Source organism: Streptomyces sp. NPDC046866 (genome assembly GCF_040704625.1).
Classification (GTDB): domain Bacteria; phylum Actinomycetota; class Actinomycetes; order Streptomycetales; family Streptomycetaceae; genus Streptomyces.
The window spans coordinates 121,531-142,897 of record NZ_JBEYXN010000009.1 but is presented as its reverse complement, the minus strand read 5'-3'; the positions used below and the strand labels follow the sequence as shown (position 1 = coordinate 142,897).

Annotated in this window: 21 protein-coding genes; 11 read left to right on the top strand and 10 right to left on the bottom strand. The window is 71.5% G+C overall.

Annotated features, from left to right (window positions below):
• Positions 1-106: 106 nt before the first annotated feature.
• From AB0953_RS16255 to AB0953_RS16235, 5 genes are all read right to left on the bottom strand, one after another.
• Positions 107-1,222: a DUF475 domain-containing protein gene (locus AB0953_RS16255; RefSeq protein ID WP_366860103.1), complete on the bottom strand. Its 1,116-nt coding sequence runs from the start codon at positions 1,220-1,222 to the stop codon at positions 107-109.
• A gap of 25 nt (positions 1,223-1,247) precedes the next feature.
• Positions 1,248-1,823 (bottom strand): TerD family protein, encoded by a 576-nt coding sequence (locus tag AB0953_RS16250; protein ID WP_361905019.1) that lies wholly within the window; start codon positions 1,821-1,823, stop codon positions 1,248-1,250.
• Positions 1,824-1,963: 140 nt separating this feature from the next.
• Positions 1,964-2,539 carry a TerD family protein gene (locus AB0953_RS16245; RefSeq protein ID WP_366860102.1) on the bottom strand — a complete coding sequence of 192 codons (576 nt, stop codon included), beginning with the start codon at positions 2,537-2,539 and terminating at the stop codon, positions 1,964-1,966.
• Between the two features lie 160 nt (positions 2,540-2,699).
• Positions 2,700-3,158 (bottom strand): peroxiredoxin, encoded by a 459-nt coding sequence (locus AB0953_RS16240; RefSeq protein ID WP_366860101.1) that lies wholly within the window; start codon positions 3,156-3,158, stop codon positions 2,700-2,702.
• 140 nt (positions 3,159-3,298) lie between these two features.
• The gene (locus AB0953_RS16235; protein ID WP_366860100.1) at positions 3,299-3,727 is read right to left on the bottom strand and encodes a DUF3052 domain-containing protein; all 429 of its coding nucleotides are present in this window, start codon (positions 3,725-3,727) and stop codon (positions 3,299-3,301) included.
• 438 nt (positions 3,728-4,165) lie between these two features.
• Between AB0953_RS16235 and aceE the strand changes: the two genes are divergently transcribed.
• Positions 4,166-6,898, top strand: coding sequence for a pyruvate dehydrogenase (acetyl-transferring), homodimeric type (aceE, locus tag AB0953_RS16230; protein ID WP_366860099.1), 2,733 nt, complete (start codon positions 4,166-4,168; stop codon positions 6,896-6,898).
• Positions 6,899-7,040: 142 nt separating this feature from the next.
• Positions 7,041-7,862, top strand: a complete 822-nt coding sequence (locus AB0953_RS16225) for a potassium channel family protein (protein ID WP_366860098.1) — start codon at positions 7,041-7,043, stop codon at positions 7,860-7,862.
• Here AB0953_RS16225 and AB0953_RS16220 read toward each other — a convergent pair.
• Complete coding sequence (locus AB0953_RS16220; protein WP_366860235.1) at positions 7,843-8,175, bottom strand: peptidase inhibitor family I36 protein; 333 nt, start codon at positions 8,173-8,175, stop codon at positions 7,843-7,845. The two genes, AB0953_RS16225 and AB0953_RS16220, sit on opposite strands and share 20 nt — an antisense overlap.
• Before the next feature lie 339 nt (positions 8,176-8,514).
• The gene (locus tag AB0953_RS16215) at positions 8,515-10,131 is read right to left on the bottom strand and encodes an MFS transporter (RefSeq protein WP_366860097.1); all 1,617 of its coding nucleotides are present in this window, start codon (positions 10,129-10,131) and stop codon (positions 8,515-8,517) included.
• A gap of 140 nt (positions 10,132-10,271) precedes the next feature.
• Between AB0953_RS16215 and AB0953_RS16210 the strand changes: the two genes are divergently transcribed.
• From AB0953_RS16210 to AB0953_RS16200, 3 genes are all read left to right on the top strand, one after another.
• A complete protein-coding gene (locus tag AB0953_RS16210; protein WP_366860096.1) occupies positions 10,272-10,916 on the top strand; it encodes a TetR family transcriptional regulator in 645 nt (214 codons plus the stop codon).
• 236 nt (positions 10,917-11,152) lie between these two features.
• Positions 11,153-12,292 carry an alpha/beta hydrolase gene (locus tag AB0953_RS16205; protein WP_366860234.1) on the top strand — a complete coding sequence of 380 codons (1,140 nt, stop codon included), beginning with the start codon at positions 11,153-11,155 and terminating at the stop codon, positions 12,290-12,292.
• A gap of 75 nt (positions 12,293-12,367) precedes the next feature.
• On the top strand, positions 12,368-13,222 hold the full coding sequence (locus tag AB0953_RS16200) for a DUF4429 domain-containing protein (RefSeq protein ID WP_366860095.1): 855 nt from the start codon (positions 12,368-12,370) through the stop codon (positions 13,220-13,222).
• Between the two features lie 80 nt (positions 13,223-13,302).
• Here AB0953_RS16200 and AB0953_RS16195 read toward each other — a convergent pair whose 3' ends face one another.
• The gene (locus AB0953_RS16195; RefSeq protein ID WP_366860094.1) at positions 13,303-14,319 is read right to left on the bottom strand and encodes an aldo/keto reductase; all 1,017 of its coding nucleotides are present in this window, start codon (positions 14,317-14,319) and stop codon (positions 13,303-13,305) included.
• Positions 14,316-14,699 carry a MerR family transcriptional regulator gene (locus AB0953_RS16190; RefSeq protein WP_366860093.1) on the bottom strand — a complete coding sequence of 128 codons (384 nt, stop codon included), beginning with the start codon at positions 14,697-14,699 and terminating at the stop codon, positions 14,316-14,318. The genes AB0953_RS16195 and AB0953_RS16190 overlap by 4 nt, the downstream gene beginning before the upstream one ends.
• Before the next feature lie 70 nt (positions 14,700-14,769).
• Here AB0953_RS16190 and AB0953_RS16185 point away from each other — a divergent pair, with 70 nt between their 5' ends.
• A complete protein-coding gene (locus AB0953_RS16185; protein WP_366860233.1) occupies positions 14,770-15,597 on the top strand; it encodes a serine hydrolase domain-containing protein in 828 nt (275 codons plus the stop codon).
• 27 nt (positions 15,598-15,624) lie between these two features.
• Here the strand turns inward: AB0953_RS16185 and AB0953_RS16180 are convergent, their stop codons facing one another.
• Positions 15,625-16,278 carry a pirin family protein gene (locus AB0953_RS16180; RefSeq protein ID WP_366860092.1) on the bottom strand — a complete coding sequence of 218 codons (654 nt, stop codon included), beginning with the start codon at positions 16,276-16,278 and terminating at the stop codon, positions 15,625-15,627.
• Between the two features lie 69 nt (positions 16,279-16,347).
• On the opposite strand from AB0953_RS16180, the gene AB0953_RS16175 reads away from it, so the two are divergent.
• From AB0953_RS16175 to fabF, 5 genes are all read left to right on the top strand, one after another.
• On the top strand, positions 16,348-17,553 hold the full coding sequence (locus AB0953_RS16175; RefSeq protein ID WP_366860091.1) for a helix-turn-helix domain-containing protein: 1,206 nt from the start codon (positions 16,348-16,350) through the stop codon (positions 17,551-17,553).
• An 89-nt stretch (positions 17,554-17,642) separates the two neighbouring features.
• Positions 17,643-18,560, top strand: a complete 918-nt coding sequence (locus tag AB0953_RS16170; protein ID WP_366860090.1) for an ACP S-malonyltransferase — start codon at positions 17,643-17,645, stop codon at positions 18,558-18,560.
• Between the two features lie 19 nt (positions 18,561-18,579).
• Positions 18,580-19,584 carry a ketoacyl-ACP synthase III gene (locus AB0953_RS16165; RefSeq protein ID WP_366860089.1) on the top strand — a complete coding sequence of 335 codons (1,005 nt, stop codon included), beginning with the start codon at positions 18,580-18,582 and terminating at the stop codon, positions 19,582-19,584.
• Between the two features lie 55 nt (positions 19,585-19,639).
• Positions 19,640-19,888: an acyl carrier protein gene (locus tag AB0953_RS16160; protein ID WP_125643072.1), complete on the top strand. Its 249-nt coding sequence runs from the start codon at positions 19,640-19,642 to the stop codon at positions 19,886-19,888.
• 79 nt (positions 19,889-19,967) lie between these two features.
• Positions 19,968-21,233 carry a beta-ketoacyl-ACP synthase II gene (gene fabF, locus AB0953_RS16155; protein WP_366860088.1) on the top strand — a complete coding sequence of 422 codons (1,266 nt, stop codon included), beginning with the start codon at positions 19,968-19,970 and terminating at the stop codon, positions 21,231-21,233.
• Positions 21,234-21,367: the final 134 nt, after the last annotated feature.

The following is a 21,367-nucleotide window of genomic DNA, read 5'->3' as shown; positions in this document are numbered from 1 at the left end:
GCTCTGCGTCTTACGTGCTGCGTCCGCTGACGCGGACGGGGCGGCCTGCCGGGTCCGTGGACCCGGCGGGCCGCCCCGCTTGGAGCGTTCCGCATTACCGCCGCGGTCATGCCTCCGCGGTGGCGCCCTCCAGCTCCATGCGCTTGTTGCGGCGCACCGAGGACCAGAAGGACCAGGCGATCAGGATGACGCCGACGAGGCCGGTGATGATCTCGTTGATCTCGTACTGGATGGTGACCAGGAGGATCGCGGCGAGCGCGCCGATCGCGTAGTGCGCGCCGTGCTCCAGGTACACGTAGTCGTCGAGGGTGCCCTGGCGGACCAGGTAGACCGTGAGGGACCGGACGTACATGGCGCCGATGCCGAGGCCCAGGGCCATCAGCACGATGTCGTTGGTGATGGCGAAGGCGCCGATGACGCCGTCGAAGGAGAAGGAGGCGTCGAGGACCTCCAGGTAGAGGAACATGAAGAAGGCGGCCTTGCCGGCCATCGCGACGACGGAGACCTGCTTGCCGCTGCGCTTGGCCTCCTCCTCGGCCTCGTGCTCGGCCTCCTCCTCTTCCTCCAGCTTGTTCTCGAAGAAGCCGGAGAGGCCGCCGACGATCATGTAGGTGATCAGGCCGGCGATGCCGGAGACGAGGACGGTCTGCGCCTTGTCGACGTGGACGCCGCCGTGCTGGTGCGCGTTGACGGCGAAGGTCATCGAGGTGATCAGCAGGACGATCAGCGCGATGCACGCCGAGAGCATGTCGATCTTGCCGAGCTTGGCCAGCGGACGCTCCAGCCAGGCCAGCCACTTGATGTCGCGGTCCTCGAAGATGAAGTCGAGGAAGATCATCAACAGGAACATGCCGCCGAAGGCGGCAATGGCCGGGTGGGCGTCCGTGACCAGTTGCTGGTACCGGTCCTTGTCCGTCATCGCCAGGTTGACGGCCTCGATCGGGCCGATCTTGGCGCTGATCGCGACGATGACGACGGGGAAGACCAGGCGCATGCCGAAGACGGCGATGAGCACGCCGACCGTGAGGAAGATCTTCTGCCAGAAGGCGTTCATCTTCTTCAGGATCCCGGCGTTGACCACCGCGTTGTCGAACGACAGCGAAATTTCCAGGATGGAGAGGATGGCCACGATCCCGAAAGCGGGCGCCCCCCCGTACAACACCGCAGCGGCGAGGCCGAGCGCAGTGACTGCGAACGACCAGCCGAAGGTTTTCAGAACCACTGGCACCCCATCGTCTTGTACGGCTTTACGAAACGTTGACCCCGAAGTCTAGAGCGATGCCCCTCAGGCCCGACGCGTACCCCTGTCCCACCGCACGGAACTTCCATTCACCGCCGTACCGGTAGACCTCCCCGAAGATCATCGCGGTCTCGGTGGAGGCGTCCTCTGTGAGGTCGTAGCGCGCCAGCTCCTGGCCGTCCGTCTCGTTGACGACGCGGATGAACGCGTTGGTGACCTGCCCGAACGTCTGGCGGCGGGCGTCCGCCTCGTGGATCGAGACCGGGAAGACGATCTTGTCCACCTCCGCCGGCACCTTGGTCAGGTCGACGATGATCGACTCGTCGTCGCCCTCACCCTCGCCGGTGAGGTTGTCACCCGTGTGTTCGACGGAACCCTCGGGGCTCTTGAGGTTGTTGTAGAAGACGAAGTACTGGTCCCCCAGGACCCGGCCCTCGCGGCACAGCAGGGCGCTGGCGTCGAGGTCGAAGTCGGCCCCCGTGGTCGAGCGCGCGTCCCAGCCGAGACCGACCAGGACCCGGGTGAGGTTCGGTGCGGCCTTGGACAGGGAGACGTTGCCCCCCTTGGCGAGTGTGACGCCCATGTTGAAGTCCTCCCCGGACGACGTGGTGGTCGCGGCGCGCCCGTGGGTGTGCGGCGGGCCGGCGGTGAAGCGTTGGCCAAGCGCGTCCGGCGCCGTACACACGGGGTGTGCACGGCGCCGGACGGGTGAAGCGGGCAGGCTCAGACGTTGACGCCGAAGTCCTGGGCGATGCCGCGCAGGCCGGAGGCGTACCCCTGGCCGATGGCGCGGAACTTCCACTCCGCACCGTTGCGGTACAGCTCGCCGAAGACCATGGCCGTCTCGGTCGAGGCGTCCTCGGAGAGGTCGTAGCGGGCGAGCTCGGTGTTGTCGGCCTGGTTCACGACGCGGATGTACGCGTTGCGGACCTGGCCGAAGCTCTGCTGGCGGCTCTCGGCCTCGTAGATCGAGACCGGGAAGACGATCTTGGCGACATCGGCCGGGACGGCGGCCAGGTTCACCTTGATCGCCTCGTCGTCGCCCTCGCCCTCGCCGGTGAGGTTGTCACCGGTGTGCTCGACCGAGCCGTCGGGGCTCTTCAGGTTGTTGAAGAACACGAAGTTCGCGTCGTTGGCGACCTTGCCCTGGTCGTTGGTCAGGATCGCGCTGGCGTCGAGGTCGAAGTCGACACCGGTGGTGGTGCGGGCATCCCAGCCCAGACCGACGAGCACGGCCGTCAGGTTCGGTGCGGCCTTGGTCAGCGAGACGTTGCCGCCCTTGCTGAGGCTGACTCCCACGGGTCCTCCAATGGGTTCATGCGGGGCGGTGCCCCTGATCGTGCGGTGGGCCCCCGGCGCCGGCCGGGGGAGCTACCGGATCAACGTGTCGATCCTAGTGACGGGTTCCCGTCGGCACGAGGTTTCACGCCGAACCGGCCGACGGGAGCCCGTCCGGGGCTCAGAGGCTGTCGAGCGCCTTGATGTACTCGTTCAGGTCACGCGCGTCGGGCAGGCCGTTGACGACGGTCCAGCGCACGATGCCGTCCTTGTCGATGATGAAGGTGCCGCGGACCGCGCAGCCCTTCTCCTCGTCGAAGACGCCGTAGGCGCGGGAGGTCTCGCCGTGCGGCCAGAAGTCGGAGAGCAGCGGGTAGTCGAGGTTCTCCCGCTCGGCGAAGACGCGCAGGGTCGGCACGGAGTCGTTGGAGACCGCCAGCAGCTGCACGTCGTCGTTCTGGAAGCGCGGCAGCTGGTCGCGCAGCTCGCACAGCTCGCCGGTGCACACGCCGGTGAAGGCGAACGGGTAGAAGAGCAGCACGACGGCCTTCTCCCCGCGGAAGTCGGAGAGCCGCACGGTGGCGCCGTGGTTGTCCTTGAGTTCGAAGTCCGGGGCCTTGGTGCCGACCTCGATCGCCATCTGTCGCATCCCTTCGTTCCCGCAGCCCTCCGCTGGGCTGATCGGGTGAGGCCCAGCCTAGGCGGGCCGCGGCGGGGAACGCACACGCCCCGCCGACGGGGGTCGGCGGGGCGTGTCTCCGCTTGGCTGCGGGGCGCGGTTCAGCGCTTGGACTTGGCTGCCTTGGGGGTCACCAGCTTGCTGGCGGCCCACTCCTTGCCGACGCTGACGGGCCTCGTCTGCGACAGACCGGCGGTCTCGGCGGCCTCGCTGATGTCGCTGGCCTCGACGTAGCCCGGGCGGCCCGTCTTCGGGGTCAGCAGCAGGATCAGCGCGGCGTCCTCGAGCAGCTCGGTGGCGTCGACGAGGGCATCGGTCAGATCGCCGTCCTCGTTGCGGAACCACAGCAGCACCGCGTCGGCCACGTCGTCGTAGTCCTCGTCGACGAGGTCGTTGCCGATCAGTTCCTCGATCTCCTCGCGGAACTCGTGATCGACGTCGTCGTCGTAGCCGATCTCCTGGACCACCTGTTCGGACTGGAAACCCAGCCGGGCGGCCAGGCTCTCCGCGTGGTCCGCGGTCGCGCTCACGGGGTGCCTCCTGCTCATGTTCGGTGAATGTCTTCGGCGGCGCGCGTACGCGCAGCATTGGGCGTAGTCCACACGGGCGCGGCGGATCGCGCAAGTACCCGGCCGCGGAGACCGTCGAAACGGTGACGATTGCGGCCGTCTCGCCGCAACTTTCAGCCTTCCCGCATGTTCCTCCCGTGATTCATCCCACACCATTCCGGCCCATTCGGCATCGCTTCGGAACTTTCACACCCGTTTGAGAGGCGAACGAACTTGCGAACGCGGTGATCATCCGAGGCGTAGGGTTGAAGCAGTGTCCGGACCAGTCGCCGACGGCATCGCGAATCGCCGCCGACTCCAGGGATTACCCAGTGGTAGAGATGACGATTGGGACCGAGCGTAAGACCATGGGAGGCGGCGAAACCCGAGGCACGACTCCCCTGACAGCGAAGGAACAGCGTGGCTTCCGCATCCGATCGCAATCCGATCATCATTGGCGGCCTGCCGAGCCAGGTCCCGGACTTCGATCCGGAGGAGACGAAGGAGTGGCTCGACTCCCTGGACGCCGCCGTGGACGAGCGCGGCCGTGAACGCGCCCGCTATCTGATGCTGCGCCTGATCGAGCGCGCCCGCGAGCGGCGCGTCGCCGTGCCCGAGATGCGCAGCTCGGACTACGTCAACACGATCGCCACCAAGGACGAGCCGTTCTTCCCCGGCAACGAGGAGATCGAGCGCAAGGTCCTCAACGCCACCCGCTGGAACGCGGCCGTGATGGTCTCGCGCGCTCAGCGCCCCGGGATCGGCGTCGGCGGCCACATCGCCACGTTCGCCTCCTCCGCCTCGCTCTACGACGTGGGCTTCAACCACTTCTTCCGGGGCAAGGACGAGGGCGACGGCGGCGACCAGATCTTCTTCCAGGGCCATGCCTCGCCCGGCGTCTACGCCCGCGCCTACCTGCTGGACCGGCTCTCCGAGCAGCAGCTCGACGCCTTCCGCCAGGAGAAGTCCAAGGCCCCGTACGGCCTGTCCAGCTATCCGCACCCGCGGCTGATGCCGGACTTCTGGGAGTTCCCGACCGTCTCGATGGGCCTCGGCCCGATCGGGGCGATCTACCAGGCCCGCATGAACCGGTACATGGAGGCGCGCGGGATCGCGGACACCTCCAAGTCACACGTTTGGGCGTACCTCGGCGACGGCGAGATGGACGAGCCGGAGTCGCTGGGCCAGCTGTCGCTCGCCGCCCGCGAGGGCCTCGACAACCTGACCTTCGTCGTCAACTGCAACCTGCAGCGGCTCGACGGCCCGGTGCGCGGCAACGGGAAGATCATCCAGGAGCTGGAGTCGATCTTCCGCGGCGCCGGCTGGAACGTCATCAAGCTGATCTGGGACCGCTCCTGGGACCCGCTGCTGGCCCAGGACCGCGACGGCATCCTGGTCAACAAGATGAACTCGACGCCCGACGGCCAGTTCCAGACGTACGCCACCGAGACCGGCGCGTACATCCGCGAGCACTTCTTCGGCGACGACCAGCGGCTGCGCGCCATGGTCGAGAACATGACCGACGACCAGATCCTGCACCTGGGCCGCGGCGGCCACGACCACAAGAAGATCTACGCGGCCTACGCGGCGGCGCGCGCCCACAAGGGTCAGCCGACGGTGATCCTGGCCAAGACGATCAAGGGCTGGACCCTCGGCCCGAACTTCGAGGGCCGCAACGCCACGCACCAGATGAAGAAGCTGACGGTCGACGACCTCAAGCGCTTCCGCGACCGCCTGCACATCCCGATCACGGACGCACAGCTGGAGAGCGGCGCCCCGCCGTACTACCACCCGGGCCGCAACTCGCCCGAGATCCAGTACATGCACGACCAGCGCAGGTCGCTGGGGGGCTACGTCCCCACCCGCGTGGTGCGCGCCAAGCCCCTGCAGCTGCCGGACGACAAGGCGTACGCGGCCGCCAAGAAGGGCACCGGCCACCAGTCGATCGCCACGACCATGGCCTTCGTCCGCATCCTGAAGGACCTGATGCGGGACAAGGAGATCGGCAAGCGGTTCGTGCTGATCGCGCCGGACGAGTACCGCACCTTCGGCATGGACGCGTTCTTCCCGAGCGCCAAGATCTACAACCCGCTGGGGCAGCAGTACGAGGCGGTCGACCGCGACCTGCTGCTGGCGTACAAGGAGTCGCCGACCGGCCAGATGCTGCACGACGGCATCTCGGAGGCGGGCTGCACGGCCTCGCTGATCGCCGCGGGTTCGGCGTACGCGACGCACGGCGAGCCGCTGATCCCGGTCTACGTCTTCTACTCGATGTTCGGTTTCCAGCGCACGGGTGACCAGTTCTGGCAGATGGCCGACCAGCTGGCGCGCGGATTCGTCCTGGGCGCGACCGCGGGCCGGACCACCCTGACGGGTGAGGGCCTCCAGCACGCCGACGGCCACTCGCAACTGCTGGCGGCGACGAACCCGGGCTGCGTGGCGTACGACCCGGCCTACGGGTACGAGATCGCGCACATCGTCAAGGACGGCCTGCGCCGGATGTACGGCCCGGACGCCGAGGACGTCTTCTACTACCTGACCGTCTACAACGAGCCGATCCAGCACCCGGCGGAGCCCGCCAACGTCGACGTGGACGGCATCCTCAAGGGGATCCACCGGGTGGCCACGGGCACCTCCGGCGCGGTGCCGGCGCAGATCCTGGCCTCGGGCGTGGCGGTGCCCTGGGCGCTGGAGGCCCAGCGGATCCTCGCCGAGGAGTGGAACGTCAGGGCGGACGTCTGGTCGGCGACCTCCTGGAACGAGCTGCGCCGCGAGGCCGTCGAGGTGGAGGAGCACAACCTGCTCCACCCGGAGGAGGACCAGCGCGTGCCGTACGTGACGCGCAAGCTCTCCTCCGCCGAGGGGCCCTTCGTCGCGGTCTCGGACTGGATGCGGGCCGTCCCGGACCAGATCGCCCGCTGGGTGCCCGGTGCGTACACCTCGCTGGGCGCGGACGGCTTCGGCTTCGCGGACACCCGCGGCGCGGCCCGGCGCTTCTTCCACATCGACGCCCAGTCGGTGGTGCTCGCGGTCCTGACCGAGCTGGCCAAGGAGGGCAAGATCGACCGCTCCGCGCTGAAGCAGGCGGTGGACCGCTACCGCCTGCTGGACGTGGCGGCGGCCGACCCGGGCGCAGCCGGCGGCGACGCGTAGCACGGCCGGGCCGGACGGCACGGGAGCGGCGGGCCGGGGCGCGGGAGTGCGCCCCGGCCCGCCGCCGCTGCTCCGGCCGCTGCAGCCCTGCGCGGGTCCGTTTCGGTCCGTGCGGCTTTACCTGTTCCTTACGATGCTTCGTATGAAGGAACCCTCCCGCCAGCTGCGGTGGGAGCGGCGGAGCCAGACCCCGCTGCTCGTGCTCGCCATCGCGTTCGCCGTCGCGTACGCCGTCCCGATCGTCGCGCCCGATGCGGACGCGCGGGTGCACCGTGCGTGCACGCTCACCGAGTGGGTGGTGTGGGGGGCCTTCGCCGCCGACTATCTGATGCGGCTGGGCCTGTCGACGGCCAAGCGGGCCTTCGTACGGACCCACTGGCTGGACCTGGCGGCCGTGCTGCTGCCGATGATCCAGCCCCTGCGGCTGCTGCGGCTGGTGGCCACCCTGCTGCTGGTGGGCCGCCGGGCCCGGATGGCTCCGCAGATCCGGCTGACCACGTACGTGGCGGGGGCGGTGGTCGGGCTGCTGATGTTCGGCTCGCTCGCCGTGCTGAGCGTGGAGCGCGACGCCCCCGACGGCAACATCAAGAACCTGGGCGATGCGGTGTGGTGGAGCTTCACCACCATGACCACCGTCGGCTACGGCGACCACTCCCCCACCACCGGGCTCGGCCGGGTGCTCGCGGTGGGGCTGATGCTGTCGGGCATCGCCCTGCTGGGTGTGGTCACCGCCAACATCGCCGCCTGGTTCATCTCCCGCTTCGAGCGGGACGACCTGGTGGAGCGGGCCCAGACCGCCGCCATCGCCGAGCTGGCCGCGGAGGTGCGGGCGCTGCGCGCCGAGGTCGCCCGGCTGGCCGGGGCCGCCCCGGACGCGGGGGCCGAGGTGCCGGCCCCGCAGCCCGAGGCGGCCCCGGCGCTGCCGGCGGCCGCGCCCGCTGCGGTTACCGCTCCCAGACCTTGAAGGCCCGGATCAGGTAGGGCGACTCGGGCAGCTGGACTCCGTCGCCGGGATACGTCTGGAACTCCCCCGTCTCGGCGCACACGGCCGACTGGTAGGTCGTCACCGGCCGGCCGGTGCGGTTGATGAGGGACTGGGCGCTGGTCCCCTCGGGCAGTGCGGTGCAGCTGTTGATGTCGAGGGTGCTGAGCTCGCGGGTGGTGCGGGCGCCCTTGAACTCGGGCTTCGCCCACAGGCACAGCTGCCCGGTGGCGCAGGGCACCGCCTTCTTCGGCGGCGGTCCGGCGGCGTGCGCGGTGCCTGCGGTGCCCGGGATCAGGGCCGCGAGCGCCAGTACGGCGACGGCCAGGACCGTGCTGCGCCCGGTGCCGGCGGTGCGGACCGCGGCGGTGGGCGTGGCTCCGGCGGCGGATCCGGTCGCGGACCGGACGCCGGCGGTGCGTCGGAAGGCGGCTCGTGCGGGGGAACTCGTACGCATGACGGGTCAACTCCTGGTGGACGGGTGCGCCCCGGACGGGTTCCGGAGCGGCCTCGGCACCACGCTGACCTGCGCGGACGGCTCGGCGGAAGGGGGTCGGGCCGGGACCACCCTGATAGGCGACGGCCCCGCCGGAGCCGTCCGGCGGGGCCGCGGGAGGAGCGGTGTTGACGCGCCTCAGACGTGTGCCGCGCCCGCTCCGGCGGCGGCGTTCTCCCCCCGCTTGGTGAAGCAGGCCACGACCGCGGCGAGCACCGCGACCCCGCCGGCGGCGGTGAAAGCCGTGCTCATCCCGGATACGAAGGTGTCGTGCGCGACCGAGGTGATCGCCTCGGCGAGCTTCGGCGGAGCCCCCTGCGGGACCGGGGCGATGCCGACCTGGACCCCCTTCTCGGCGAGGGCCTGCTGCGCGGGGGTGAGCGGCGGGAGCTGCGCGGCCCGCCAGTTGTCCCCGAACGAGTCACCGACGGTGCGCGCCATGACCGCGCCGAGGACGGCGGTTCCGAGGCTGCCGCCGACCTGCATGGCGGCCTGCTGGAGCCCGCCGGCGACTCCGGAGAGCTCCAGCGGGGCGTTGCCGACGATGACTTCGGTGGCGCCGACCATGACGGGGGCGAGCCCGAGGCCGAGCAGGGCGAACCACAGCGACATCTCGAGGGTGGAGGTGCCCGGGTTCAGGCCGGACATCCCGAAGCAGGCGGCGGCGGTGGCGGCCATGCCGGCGACCAGCGGGATGCGCGGGCCGGCGGCGGTGATGGCGGCGCCGGCCAGCGGCGAGCCGACGATCATCATGCCGGTCAGCGGCAGCAGGTGCAGGCCGCTGTCGACGGGGCTCATGCCGTGCACGTTCTGGAGGTAGAAGGTGACGAAGAACAGCCCGCCCATGAAGGCGAACGCCATCAGCACCATGAGCACCGTGCCCGCGGACAGCGGCAGCGAGCGGAACATCCCCAGCGGGATCAGCGGCTCGGCGGCCCGGGACTCCCACCCGGCGAAGAGCACGAAGCAGACGGCGGACAGGGCCAGGAACAGCAGGGTGCGCCCGTCGCCCCAGCCCCACTCGGAGGCCTTGATCAGGGCCCAGACCAGCGAGAACATCGCGGCCGACAGCAGCACCACGCCCGGGACGTCGAAGGAGCGCGGGGCGTTCTCGGCGCGGTGGTCGAGCAGGATGACCAGGCCCAGGGCGAGTGCGGTGACCCCGACGGGCACGTTGATGAAGAAGACGGACTGCCAGCTGACGTGCTCCACGAGCAGGCCGCCGACGATGGGCCCCGCGGCGGTCGAGGCGCCGATGACCATGCCCCAGATACCGATGGCCATGTTGAGCTTCTCGGCGGGGAAGGTGGCGCGCAGCAGGCCGAGCGCGGCGGGCATCAGCAGGGCGCCGAAGAGGCCCTGCGCCACGCGGAAGCCGATGACGAACTCGACGCCGGTGGACAGGCCGATGGCGGCGGAGGCGGCGGCGAATCCGACGATGCCGATGAGGAAGGTCTGGCGGTGGCCGAAGCGGTCGCCGAGCTTTCCGGCGGTGATCAGCGAGACCGCGAGCGCCAGCAGGTAGCCGTTGGTGATCCACTGGACGTCGGCGAGCGAGGCGCCGAGGTCCTGCTGGATCGCGGGGTTGGCGACGGCGACGATCGTGCCGTCGAGGGTGACCATCATGACGCCGACCGCAACCCCCAGCAGGGTGAGCCACGGGTGGCCGCGCAGCCCGGACCGGCCCGGCGCCGGCCCCGGTCGCCCGGCGGGAGTCCGGTCGTCCTTGTCGTGGGCGGTGATCTGATGAGTCATGCAAACAGGCTAATGACAGCGACTGACACTTCACAGACGGCTCAGCAGGACGGTGGCTGTCAGGTCCGTCACAGGTACCCTGACCGCTTACTCAGCGTCAGATGTCGCCCCCCTCACGCCCAGAAAGGACCCGCTCGGTGATGACCGACGAGCGCCCCGCGCCGGCGCCCGGACTACGGGAACGCAAGAAGCGGCGCACCCGGGACGCACTGCTGCGCGCCGCCCTCCTCCTGTTCGTCGCGCACGGGTACGAGCGCACTACGGTCGACGAGATCACCGAGGCCGTGGACGTCTCGCAGCGCACCTTCTTCCGGTACTTCGCCAACAAGGAGGAGGTCGCCTTCGCCGCCCAGGACCTGGTCGAATCGCACTTCCTCGCCGCCCTGCGCAACCGCCCGCCCTCCGAGGGCCCGCTCGCCGCGCTGCGGGGTGCGGTGCGCGAGGCCTGGGACACGGTCGAGGAGGCCCTCTCGGACGTGGTGCCGGTCGACCTCTACATGCGCACGTACCGGCTCATCGAGTCGACGCCCGCACTGCTCGCCGTCCACCTGCGCCGCTCCACCGAGCTGGAGGAGCGGATCGCCCGGCTCATCGCGGAGCGCGAGGGCCTGGACGTGGAGGCCGACCCGCGCCCGCGCGTGGCCGTGGCCGCGTTCTCCGGGGTCATGCGGGTCACGGGCCGGCTGTGGGGGCAGGGGGAGGACGCCAGCATCGACGCGATCCGCGACATGACCGAGGCGTACCTCGACCAGATCGGGCCGGCGCTCGCCGCGGACTGGCACTGACCCCGTGCACGCCACCCATATCGCTGATGAGCGGTGTGAAAAGAGCGAACCGTGTGAATCGCCTGAATCGCGTGAAAGGGGTCACTCGTGAGCCCGGTCACCCCGCGCACCGGGCCCGGTCGGCGTCTCCTACGCTGGACCCAGTGAACCTGCCCGGCCTCGTCCACCTCCCCGCCGGCGCCGACCCGCGCCCCGCCGCCCTGCGCACCCTGCTCGCGCTCGCGGTCGTCTTCATCATGCTGGCGACCACCGGCTGGACCGCCGTCCACCGGCCGGACGCCGGGACCTCCCTGCGCACCGCGGCCCTCGCCGCCTGGTCCAACGCCCGGATCGACGGCCGGCCCCTCCCGGCCGCCGACGCCCCCGCACGCACGGTCGCCCGGTTCTTCGCCGACCTCGACGCCACCGGCCGGGCCCGGCTCGCCGAGACCCACCCCTTCGTCGTCGGCAACCTCGCGGGGGCGCCCGCCGCCCTGCGCTACCGCGCCAACCTGCGCGCCCTGGAGCAGGCCGAGCAGGTCGAGGAGGCCCGCAGCCACGACGTCAGCCTGACCCCGGCCGACCGCACCACGGCCGGCCGGCGCGCCCACCGCTTCGCCTCCCTCGCCACGCCGGGCCGGCAGATCCTCCTCTTCGACCCCACCGGCGGCGGCCTCGTCGCCGAGGTGTTCGGCGACCTCGACCGCGCGAGCCGCATCTCCGTGATCGTCCCGGGCGTCGACACCGACGCGCTCACCTTCGAACGCAGCCAGCGGCGCCTGACCGCCCCCGTCGGCATGGCGCAGTCCCTGTACGAGGCCGAGCGCGCGGCCGCGCCGGACAGCCGGACCGCGGTCATCGCCTGGGCCGGGTACACCGCGCCGACCGGTGTCGGCATGGACGCGGCCACCGGCCGGATGGCCGTCGACGGCGCGGCGCGGCTGGAGGCCTTCACCGCGACCCTGCCGGGGGACGCGGGCGTGGCGCTGTTCTGCCACAGCTACGGGTCGGTGGTGTGCGGGGTCGCCGCGCACGCGCTGCCGGGCCGGGTGACGGACGTGGTGGTGGCGGGCAGCCCCGGCATGCGCGCCGGGTCGGTCGCCGAACTGGGCACCTCCGCGCGGGTCTGGGCGACCCGCGACGCCGGGGACTGGATCGCGGACGTCCCGCACCTGGAGGTGGGCGGGCTGGGCCACGGGGCCGACCCGGTCTCGCCGGAGTTCGGCGCGCGGCTGCTCTCGTCGGCCGGAGCCCGCCTGCACACGGGCTATTTCGAGCCAGGTACCGGATCCCTGGACAACTTCGCCAAAATCGGAACCGGCGCGTTCGGTTCCGTGGTCTGCGCCACCGGCGACGCCGACTGCCGCCGCGGAATTTCCGGGACAGACACGGACTGACACGCGTAGAGCCGCGAAAAACGGGCCCCGCACCGAGGGGGACGCACAGGGGCGCGTCCCTTTACCATGTGCCGCATGGGTGACGTACTGGCCGGAAATCATGCCGTCTGGGAGTTCGACTCGGACTCGGTGCTCATCCGCTTCGCACGGGGGATGCGAACGCCACGTCTCTGGCATGCCCTCGGGACCCGGCGGATCCCCTTCGAGGCGCTCTCCGCGGTGCACGTGACCTCCCGCGGAGCGGGGGGCAGACGCGACACGACGGTGCTGCACGCCGTGCCCAGACCGGGCGCGGATCCGCTGATGGAAGCCGCCGCGGGACAGCTGCGCGAGGCCAGCGACCCGTACCGCCTCGTCGTGCCCGGCGACCGGGCCGCGCAGGCCGCCGCCTTCGCCGAGGCGCTGCGCGAGCGGCTCGGGCCGGAGGCGGACGAGCCGGCCGGGAGCTTCCTCGTCGAGGCGGCCGGGCCGCCGCTCCAGCTGAAGGCGTACGACGCGCGGGTCGGCTTCGACGGCTCGGCCGTCAGCTTCCACTGGTCGCGCACCGGCGCCACCGGCACCAAGTGGAAGGCGGGCGACCAGCGTTACGAGCTGACGGAGCTGGCCGGGGTCGAGTGGCGCTCCCCGGAGGGTCCGGGCGGCCACCTGCGGCTCATACGCCGCGACGGCGCCGCCGGCGATCCGCGGCCCGACCACGACCTGGCCGCCGCCGTCTTCGGCACCGGGTACGGCGCGGTCCACGAGTCGCTGCCGTTCGCGGCGGCCGTCCTCGCCACCCTGCGCGTGCGTACCCCGGTCGCCTCGGTCCCCGCGCCCCGCGCCGACGAGCGCCTGCACCACCTGGGCGAACTGCACAGCGCGGGCCTGCTCACGGACGCGGAGTACACGGCCCTGCGCGACCGCTTCACCGCCGACCTGCCGGGGGTCTAGGGGCCTGCCCGCCGGTAGCCGGTAGCCGCTGCCCGCCGGCCGGGGCGGCTGCGCACGGAGCGGCCGCCCCCTCCTCCCGGCTACGCCTCGCGGGCCGCGGAGGTGGAGCTCATGTCCGGGTAGCGGTCCCCCGCGACCTGCGCGGCGATCGGCTCCAGCAGGGCCAGCTCCTGCCCGCTCAGCGTGATCCGGGTCGCGGCGGTGTTCTCCGCGAGGCGCGAAGCCTTGCGCGTCCCCGGGATCGGGACCACGGCGAGGCCGTGGACCTGCGCCCGCTGCTGCACCCAGGCCAGCGCGATCTGCGCCGGCGTCGCCCCGTGCGCCTGCGCGATCTGCCGCACCGGCTCCAGCAGCGCCGCGTTCGCCTTGGCGTTCTCGCCGGTGAACCGCGGCTGGAACGTCCGGAAGTCGCCCGCGGACAGCTCGGCCGCGTCCGCGAACGCGCCGGTCAGGAAGCCGCGCCCGAGCGGGGAGTACGGCACGAAGGCCACGCCCAGCTCCGCCGCCGCGGCCACCGCACTGCGCTCCACGTCCCGGCTGAACAGCGACCACTCCGACTGCAGCGCCGTGATCGGGTGCACCGCGCACGCCTCGCGCAGCTCCGCGCCCGTGACCTCGCTGAGCCCCAGGTGGCGCACCTTGCCCTCCTGCACCAGCTCGGCCATCGCGCCCACCGACTCGGCGAAGGGCACCGCCGGGTCGCGCCGGTGCATGTAGTAGAGGTCGATCACGTCGGTGCCCAGCCGCCGCAGGCTCCCCTCCACCGCCTGCCGGATGTACGCGCGGTCGTTGCGGATCCCGCGGTAGTGCGGGTCGTCGGTGCGCTCGATGCCGAACTTGGTGGCGAGGGTGATCTCGTCGCGGTGGGCGGCGACGAAGGGGGCGATGAACTCCTCGTTGCGGCCCCGCCCGTAGATGTCCGCGGTGTCGAAGAGGGTGACCCCGGCGGCGAGCGCCGCCTCCAGCGTCTCGCGGGCGGCCGCCTCGTCGGTCTCCCCGTAGAACTCGCTCATGCCCATGCAGCCCAGGCCCTGGATGCCGACCAGGGGGCCGTCCTTGCCGAGTTCGACCTGTTCGATGGTGGTGTGCTGCGTCATTGGCGTGCTGCTGCCTTCCCCGTATAAAGATCGATCTTGAAGTCCAGTACGGCGAGTGCGTCGGTCAGCTCCGTGATCCGCGCCCTCACCTCGCGCCTCGTCCGCTCCAGCAGCTCCCGGCGCTGGTCGACGGTGTGCTCGCCCTCGCGGACCAGCTCGGCGTACGCGACCATGTCGGCCACCGACATCCCGGTGGCGCGCAGCTTCCCCACGAAAGCCAGCCAGTGCAGGTCCTCGTCGCTGAAGCGCCGCTGCCCCGAGTGGGACCGGTCCACGTGCGGCATCAGGCCGATCCGCTCGTACCAGCGCAGGGTGTGCTGGGTCAGACCGGTGCGCGCCTCGACCTCGCTGATCGTGTACCGCGTCTGCGTCAGGCTCATGGCGACCACGCTAGAACCCTGGAGTGCACTCCAAGCAAGTAGGCTCGGCGGCATGGAGAGCGTGGAGACCCTGCAGAGCCTGCGGCTCATCGACAACTGGCCGGTACCGGCCGCCGCGGCGGCCGTCGTGCGCGCCGACGGGAGCCTCGCCGGCTCGCACGGACCCGTCGACCACCGGTTCGCGCTGGCGTCGGTGACCAAGCCGCTCGCCGCGTACGCCGCCCTGGTCGCGTACGAGGAGGGGGCGATCGAGCTGGACGAGCCCGCGGGCCCCGAGGGCTCGACGGTCCGTCACCTGCTCGCGCACACCAGCGGCCTCGCCTTCGACGACCACCGCGCGACGGCCGCGCCGGGGACGCGCCGGCTGTACTCCAACGCCGGCTTCGAGGTGCTCGGCGACCACATCGCCAAGGCCACCGGCATCCCCTTCGCCGCATACCTGCACCAGGCGGTGTTCGAGCCGCTCGGCATGGCCTCCACGACCCTGGAGGGCTCCCCCGCCAAGGACGGCGTCTCCACCGTGTCCGACCTGGTCCGGTTCGCGGCCGAGCTCCAGGCGCCCCGCCTCCTCGACGTGCGGACGGTCGCCGAGGCCACCGCCGTCGTCCACCCCGGCCTCAAGGGGGTGCTCCCCGGGTACGGCCACCAGTCCCCCAACGACTTCGGGCTCGGCCTGGAGATCCGCGGCACCAAGTCCCCGCACTGGACCGGCGCGGGCTCCTCGCCGCGCACCTTCGGCCACTTCGGGCAGGCCGGCACCTTCCTGTGGGTGGACCCGGACGCCCGGGCCGCCTGCGTGGCCCTCACCGACCGCCCCTTCGGGCCCTGGGCCGTGGAGGCTTGGCCGCCGTTCACCGACGCGGTCCTCGCCGAGCTCTCCGGCTCGACCCACCGCTGAGCCGGGGGCGCGGTCGGGGGCCGGGGCTCAGGGCAGTTCCCAGACCAGCAGCTCCCCCGGGGATCCGGCGAGGACCTCCAGCCCCTGCTCGCCGGTGATCCGGGCCGAGTCGCCCGGGCCGAGCTCCTGCCCGTCCAGGCGCAGGTCGCCGCGGACGACGTGCACGTAGAGCCGCTCCGCCGCGGGCAGGGTGATCCGCTCGCCCGCGGCGGGCCGCCGCACGTGCAGGACGGCTCCGGCCGCGGGGATCTCGTAGGCGCTGCCGTCGGCGAGTCCGCGCACCAGCCGGTACGAGGGCTCGCCGCCGGGGGCCAGCGGCGCCAGCCAGGTCTGCACGAAGCGCAGCGGGGCCGCGCCGTCGTTGCGCTCCACGTGCCGCGCGCCCGATCCGGCGCCGAGGTGCTGGACGTCCCCGGGGCGGACCACGGTGCTCTCTCCGGTGCTGCCCTTGTGCGTGAGCTCGCCCTCGACGACCCAGGTGACGATCTCGGTGTGGCTGTGCGGGTGCTCGTCGAAGCCGGCACCGGGGGCGAGGGCCTCTTCGTTGCAGGCGAGGACGGGACCGAAGCGCAGGTTGCCGGGGTCGTAGAACGGCCCGAAGGAGAAGGCGTGACGGGTGGCGATCCCGGCCTGCGGGTCACCGCCCTCGTACCGGTCGGCACCGCGGCGGACATCAATCATGGAGCCACCGTAGACCCTGGGTGTGAGACCCGGCTCCGCGCCGGCGTCCGGATAAGGCAGTCTTGTCCCGTGCCCCAACCCGAACGTGAGCATTCCCCCGCGCGTCCCGCTCCCGCCCATCCGCACGCCGCGACGCTGCGCCGACTGGAGAAGTCCTCCGGCCGGCTCGCCGCCAACGCGATCCAGCGGATGGACGAGACCCTGCCGTGGTACCGGGCGATGCCCCCGGAGAACCGGTCGTGGATCGGCCTGGTCGCGCAGGCCGGCATCGCCGCGTTCACCGAGTGGTTCCGGCACCCCGAGACACCGCAGGCGATCTCCACCGACGTCTTCGGGACCGCTCCGCGCGAGCTGACCCGGGCGATCACGCTGCGCCAGACCGTGGAGATGGTCCGCACCACGATCGAGGTCATGGAGGCCGCGATCGAGGAGGTGGCGGCGCCCGGCGACGAGTCGATCCTGCGCGAGGCGCTGCTGGTGTACGCGCGGGAGATCGCGTTCGCGACGGCCCAGGTGTACGCGCAGGCCGCGGAGGCGCGCGGCGCGTGGGACGCCCGCCTGGAGTCGCTGGTGGTGAACGCGGTGCTCTCGGGCGAGGCGGACGAGGGGGCGCTGTCGCGGGCCGCGGCGCTCGGCTGGAACTCGCCCGAGCACGTGTGCGTGGTGCTCGGCACCGCGCCGGAGGGCGACAGCGAGCTGACGGTCGAGGCGATCCGGCGCGCGGCCCGGCACCACAAGCTGCAGGTGCTGACCGGGGTCCTGGGCGACCGGCTGGTGGTGATCGCGGGCGGCAGCGACAACCCGCTCCAGGTGGCGAAGTCGCTGATCGGGCCGTTCGCGGCCGGGCCGGTGGTGGCCGGGCCGGTGGTGGCGGACCTGCTGAACGCCACGAAGTCGGCGCAGGCGGCGGCCGCCGGGCTGAAGGCCTGCACGGCCTGGCAGGACGCGCCGCGGCCGGTGCTGGCGGACGATCTCCTGCCGGAGCGCGCGATCGCCTCGGATCCCTCCGCCCGGGAGCAGCTGGTGGAGGAGATCTACAGACCGCTGGAGGAGGCGGGCTCCGCGCTGCTGGAGACGCTGAGCGTCTACCTGGAGCAGGCGAGCAGTCTGGAGGGCGCGGCGCGGATGTTGTTCGTCCACCCCAACACGGTGCGCTACCGGCTGCGACGTGTGACCGACGTCACCGGATGGTCGCCTTCCGATGTCCGCTCGGCGTTCACCCTGCGGATCGCCCTGATCCTCGGGCGTCTGGCCGACAACGATCAGCAGTCCTAGACTTTTGTCGGACATCAACAATTACCCTGACGGTTCTTGGTCCCTGTCCCCACGGGCGGCAGGGACCATCCACAAGAGAGAGTGTGAGGGTGCTCGTACTCGTCGCTCCCGGCCAAGGCGCACAGACGCCCGGCTTCCTGACTCCCTGGCTCGAACTGCCCGGCGCCGCCGACCGCGTCGCCGCGTGGTCGGACGCCATCGAGCTCGACCTCGCCCACTACGGCACGAAGGCGGACGCGGACGAGATCCGCGACACGGCCGTGGCGCAGCCGCTGCTGGTGGCCGCCGGCCTGCTCTCCGCCTCCGCGCTGGGTTCCCCGTCGGCGTTCGGCGCCGTCGCGGGCCACAGTGTCGGTGAGATCACGGCGGCCGCGTACGCGGGGGTGCTGTCCGACGCGGACGCGCTGGCGTTCGTACGGACCCGGGGCCTGGCGATGGCCGAGGCCGCCGCCGTCACCGAGACCGGCATGGCCGCGGTGCTGGGCGGGGAGCGCGACACCGTCGTCGCGCACCTGGAGAAGCTCGGCCTGACCCCGGCCAACATCAACGGCGCGGGCCAGATCGTGGCGGCGGGCACCAAGGAGCAGATCGAGGCGCTCGTCGCCGAGAAGCCCGAGGGCTCCATGAAGGTCGTCGCCCTGCAGGTGGCGGGCGCCTTCCACACGCACCACATGGCTCCCGCGGTCGCCACGCTGGAGAAGGCCGCGCAGGCCCTCGCCCCGGCCGCCCCGGCGCTGAAGTACGTCTCGAACAAGGACGGCCTGGTCGTCACCGAGGGCGCCGACGTCGTCGCCCGCCTGGTGGGCCAGGTCGCGAACCCCGTCCGCTGGGACCTGTGCATGGAGACGTTCGCCGAACTGGGCGTCACCGGCATCGTGGAGCTCAGCCCGGGCGGCACGCTGACGGGTCTGGCCAAGCGCGCGCTCAAGGGCGTTCCGAGCGTGGCCCTGAAGACCCCGGACGATCTCGACAAGGCCGCAAGCCTGCTCGCCGAGCACGCGGCCTGAGAGAAGGAGCCCACACCGCATGTCGAAGATCAAGCCTGCCAAGGGCTCCCCGTACGCCCGGATCCTCGGTGTCGGCGGGTACCGCCCGAGCCGGGTGGTCCCCAACGACGTCATCCTCGAGAAGATCGACTCCTCCGACGAGTGGATCCGCTCGCGCTCCGGCATCGCGACCCGGCACTGGGCCTCGCCGCAGGAGACCGTCGCCGCGATGTCGGTGGAGGCCGCCGGCAAGGCGATGGCCGACGCGGGCATCGCGCCGGAGCAGATCGGCGCCGTGATCGTCTCGACGGTCTCGCACTTCAAGCAGACCCCGGCCGTCGCGACCGAGATCGCGCACCGGATCGGCGCGGCCAAGCCGGCCGCGTTCGACATCTCCGCGGGCTGCGCCGGCTTCGGCTACGGCCTCACCCTCGCCAAGGGCCTCGTGATCGAGGGCTCGGCGGAGCACGTCCTCGTCATCGGCGTGGAGCGGCTGTCGGACCTGACCGACCTGGAGGACCGCGCGACGGCCTTCCTCTTCGGCGACGGCGCCGGCGCCGTGGTCGTCGGCCCCTCGGACGTCCCGGCCATAGGGCCGACGGTGTGGGGTTCGGAGGGCGACAAGTCCGAGACGATCAAGCAGACCGTGCCGTGGGACGAGTACCTCGGCAAGGACGGCGGCGAGAAGTTCCCGGCCATCACGCAGGAGGGCCAGGCGGTCTTCCGCTGGGCCGTCTTCGAGATGGCCAAGGTGGCCCAGCAGGCGCTCGACGCCGCCGGGATCACCGCGGACGACCTGGACGTCTTCATCCCGCACCAGGCCAACATGCGGATCATCGACTCGATGGTGAAGACCCTCAAGCTGCCGGAGCACGTCACGGTGGCCCGTGACGTGGAGACCACCGGCAACACGTCGGCCGCCTCGATCCCGCTCGCCATGGAGCGGCTCCTGGCGACCGGAGCGGCGAAGAGCGGCGACACCGCGCTCGTCATCGGCTTCGGGGCGGGGCTCGTCTACGCCGCGACGGTCGTTACCCTCCCCTAGGGCCGGGAAACGCTTCCCGCCCCGTTTCATGCAATACCTAGAGAAGGAGCGCCACATGGCCGCCACGAAGGAAGAGATCATCGAGGGTCTCGCGGAGATCGTCAACGAGATCGCCGGCATCCCGGTCGAGGACGTCGAGGAGGGCAAGTCCTTCACCGACGACCTGGACGTCGACTCGCTGTCCATGGTCGAGGTCGTCGTCGCCGCTGAAGAGCGCTTCGACGTGAAGATCCCGGACGAGGACGTCAAGAACCTGAAGACGGTCGGCGACGCCGCGAAGTACATCCTGGACCACCAGGCCTGAGCCTGACGAGCGTTTGTCGCCACCCGGCGGTGGCGCCGTGAACATTTCGCACCCCTTGAGACGTGGAGAAAGAATTCCTGTGAGCCCGACCAATCGCACCGTGGTCGTCACCGGTATCGGCGCAACCACTCCGCTGGGTGGCGACAGCGCTTCGACCTGGGAAGGTCTGCTCGCCGGTCGGTCCGGCGTCAAGCCCCTCGAGGGCGAGCGCTTCGCCGAACTCCCGGTCCGTATCGCCGCTCCGGTCGCCGTGGACCCGAGCGAGGTCCTGCCCAAGCCGCTGGCCCGCAAGCTGGACCGCTCGGCCCAGTTCGCGGTGATCGCCGCGCGCGAGGCCTGGGCGGACGCCGGGTACACCGCCCCGGCGGGCGAGGACGCGTCCGTCGCGCCCGAGCGCCTGGGCACCGTGATCGCCTCCGGCATCGGCGGCGTCACCACCCTGCTCGACCAGTACGACGTACTGAAGGAAAAGGGTGTGCGCCGGGTCTCCCCGCACACCGTCCCCATGCTCATGCCGAACGGCCCGTCGGCCAACGTCGGCCTGGAGGTCAACGCCCAGGCGGGCGTGCACACCCCCGTCAGCGCCTGCGCCTCCGGCGCCGAGGCCATCGGCTACGCCGTCGAGATGATCCGTACCGGCCGTGCCGACGTGGTCGTCGCAGGTGGCACGGAAGCGGCGATCCACCCGCTGCCGATCGCCGCCTTCGCCAACATGATGGCGATGTCCAAGAACAACGAGAACCCCGAGCAGGCCTCCCGCCCGTACGACAAGTCCCGGGACGGCTTCGTCCTGGGCGAGGGCGCGGGCGTCGTCGTCCTGGAGTCCGCCGAGCACGCCGCCGCGCGCGGCGCCCGGGTCTACTGCGAGGTGCTGGGCCAGGGCCTGTCCGCGGACAGCCACCACATCGCGCAGCCGGAGCCGACCGGCCGCGGTGTCGCCGCCGCGGTGCAGAACCTGCTCGACAACACGGGCCTGGACCCGGCCGAGCTGGTCCACGTCAACGCGCACGCCACGTCGACGCCGCAGGGCGACACGGCCGAGGTGAAGGCCCTGCGCAAGGTCCTGGGCGACGACATGGACCACATCGCGATCTCCGCCACCAAGTCGATGACCGGCCACCTGCTGGGCGGCGCGGGCGGTATCGAGACCGTCGCGACCGTGCTCGCGCTCTACCACCGCATCGCCCCGCCGACGATCAACGTCGACGAGCTGGATGAGGACATCACGGCGGACATCGTCCGCGGCGAGCCGCGCAAGCTGCCCGTCGACGGTCCGATCGCCGCGATCAACAACTCGTTCGGCTTCGGCGGCCACAACGTGACGCTGGCGTTCCGCAGCGTCTGAGCCGCGACACCGCTGCACCGCTGACCGCTGCACAGCGGGAGGGCCCACCCGGTACTCACCGGGTGGGCCCTCGTGCGTGTGGCGTGGTGGCGCGGTCTTTCGGTGCCGCGGGTGTCTCGGTGCCGCGGTCTCAC

Excerpts from the sequence above, each read along its gene's own strand:
- AB0953_RS16250 (WP_361905019.1), bottom strand. The coding sequence starts at position 1,823 with ATGGGCGTCACACTCGCCAAGGGGGGCAACGTCTCCCTGTCCAAGGCC.
- AB0953_RS16240 (WP_366860101.1), bottom strand. The coding sequence starts at position 3,158 with ATGGCGATCGAGGTCGGCACCAAGGCCCCGGACTTCGAACTCAAGGAC.
- AB0953_RS16225 (WP_366860098.1), top strand. The coding sequence starts at position 7,041 with ATGAAGGAACCCTCCCGCCAGCTGCGGTGGGAGCGGCGGAGCCAGACC.
- AB0953_RS16215 (WP_366860097.1), bottom strand. The coding sequence starts at position 10,131 with ATGACTCATCAGATCACCGCCCACGACAAGGACGACCGGACTCCCGCC.
- AB0953_RS16210 (WP_366860096.1), top strand. The coding sequence starts at position 10,272 with ATGACCGACGAGCGCCCCGCGCCGGCGCCCGGACTACGGGAACGCAAG.
- AB0953_RS16205 (WP_366860234.1), top strand. The coding sequence starts at position 11,153 with ATGCTGGCGACCACCGGCTGGACCGCCGTCCACCGGCCGGACGCCGGG.
- AB0953_RS16200 (WP_366860095.1), top strand. The coding sequence starts at position 12,368 with ATGGGTGACGTACTGGCCGGAAATCATGCCGTCTGGGAGTTCGACTCG.
- AB0953_RS16195 (WP_366860094.1), bottom strand. The coding sequence starts at position 14,319 with ATGACGCAGCACACCACCATCGAACAGGTCGAACTCGGCAAGGACGGC.
- AB0953_RS16190 (WP_366860093.1), bottom strand. The coding sequence starts at position 14,699 with ATGAGCCTGACGCAGACGCGGTACACGATCAGCGAGGTCGAGGCGCGC.
- AB0953_RS16180 (WP_366860092.1), bottom strand. The coding sequence starts at position 16,278 with ATGATTGATGTCCGCCGCGGTGCCGACCGGTACGAGGGCGGTGACCCG.
- AB0953_RS16165 (WP_366860089.1), top strand. The coding sequence starts at position 18,580 with ATGTCGAAGATCAAGCCTGCCAAGGGCTCCCCGTACGCCCGGATCCTC.
- AB0953_RS16160 (WP_125643072.1), top strand. The coding sequence starts at position 19,640 with ATGGCCGCCACGAAGGAAGAGATCATCGAGGGTCTCGCGGAGATCGTC.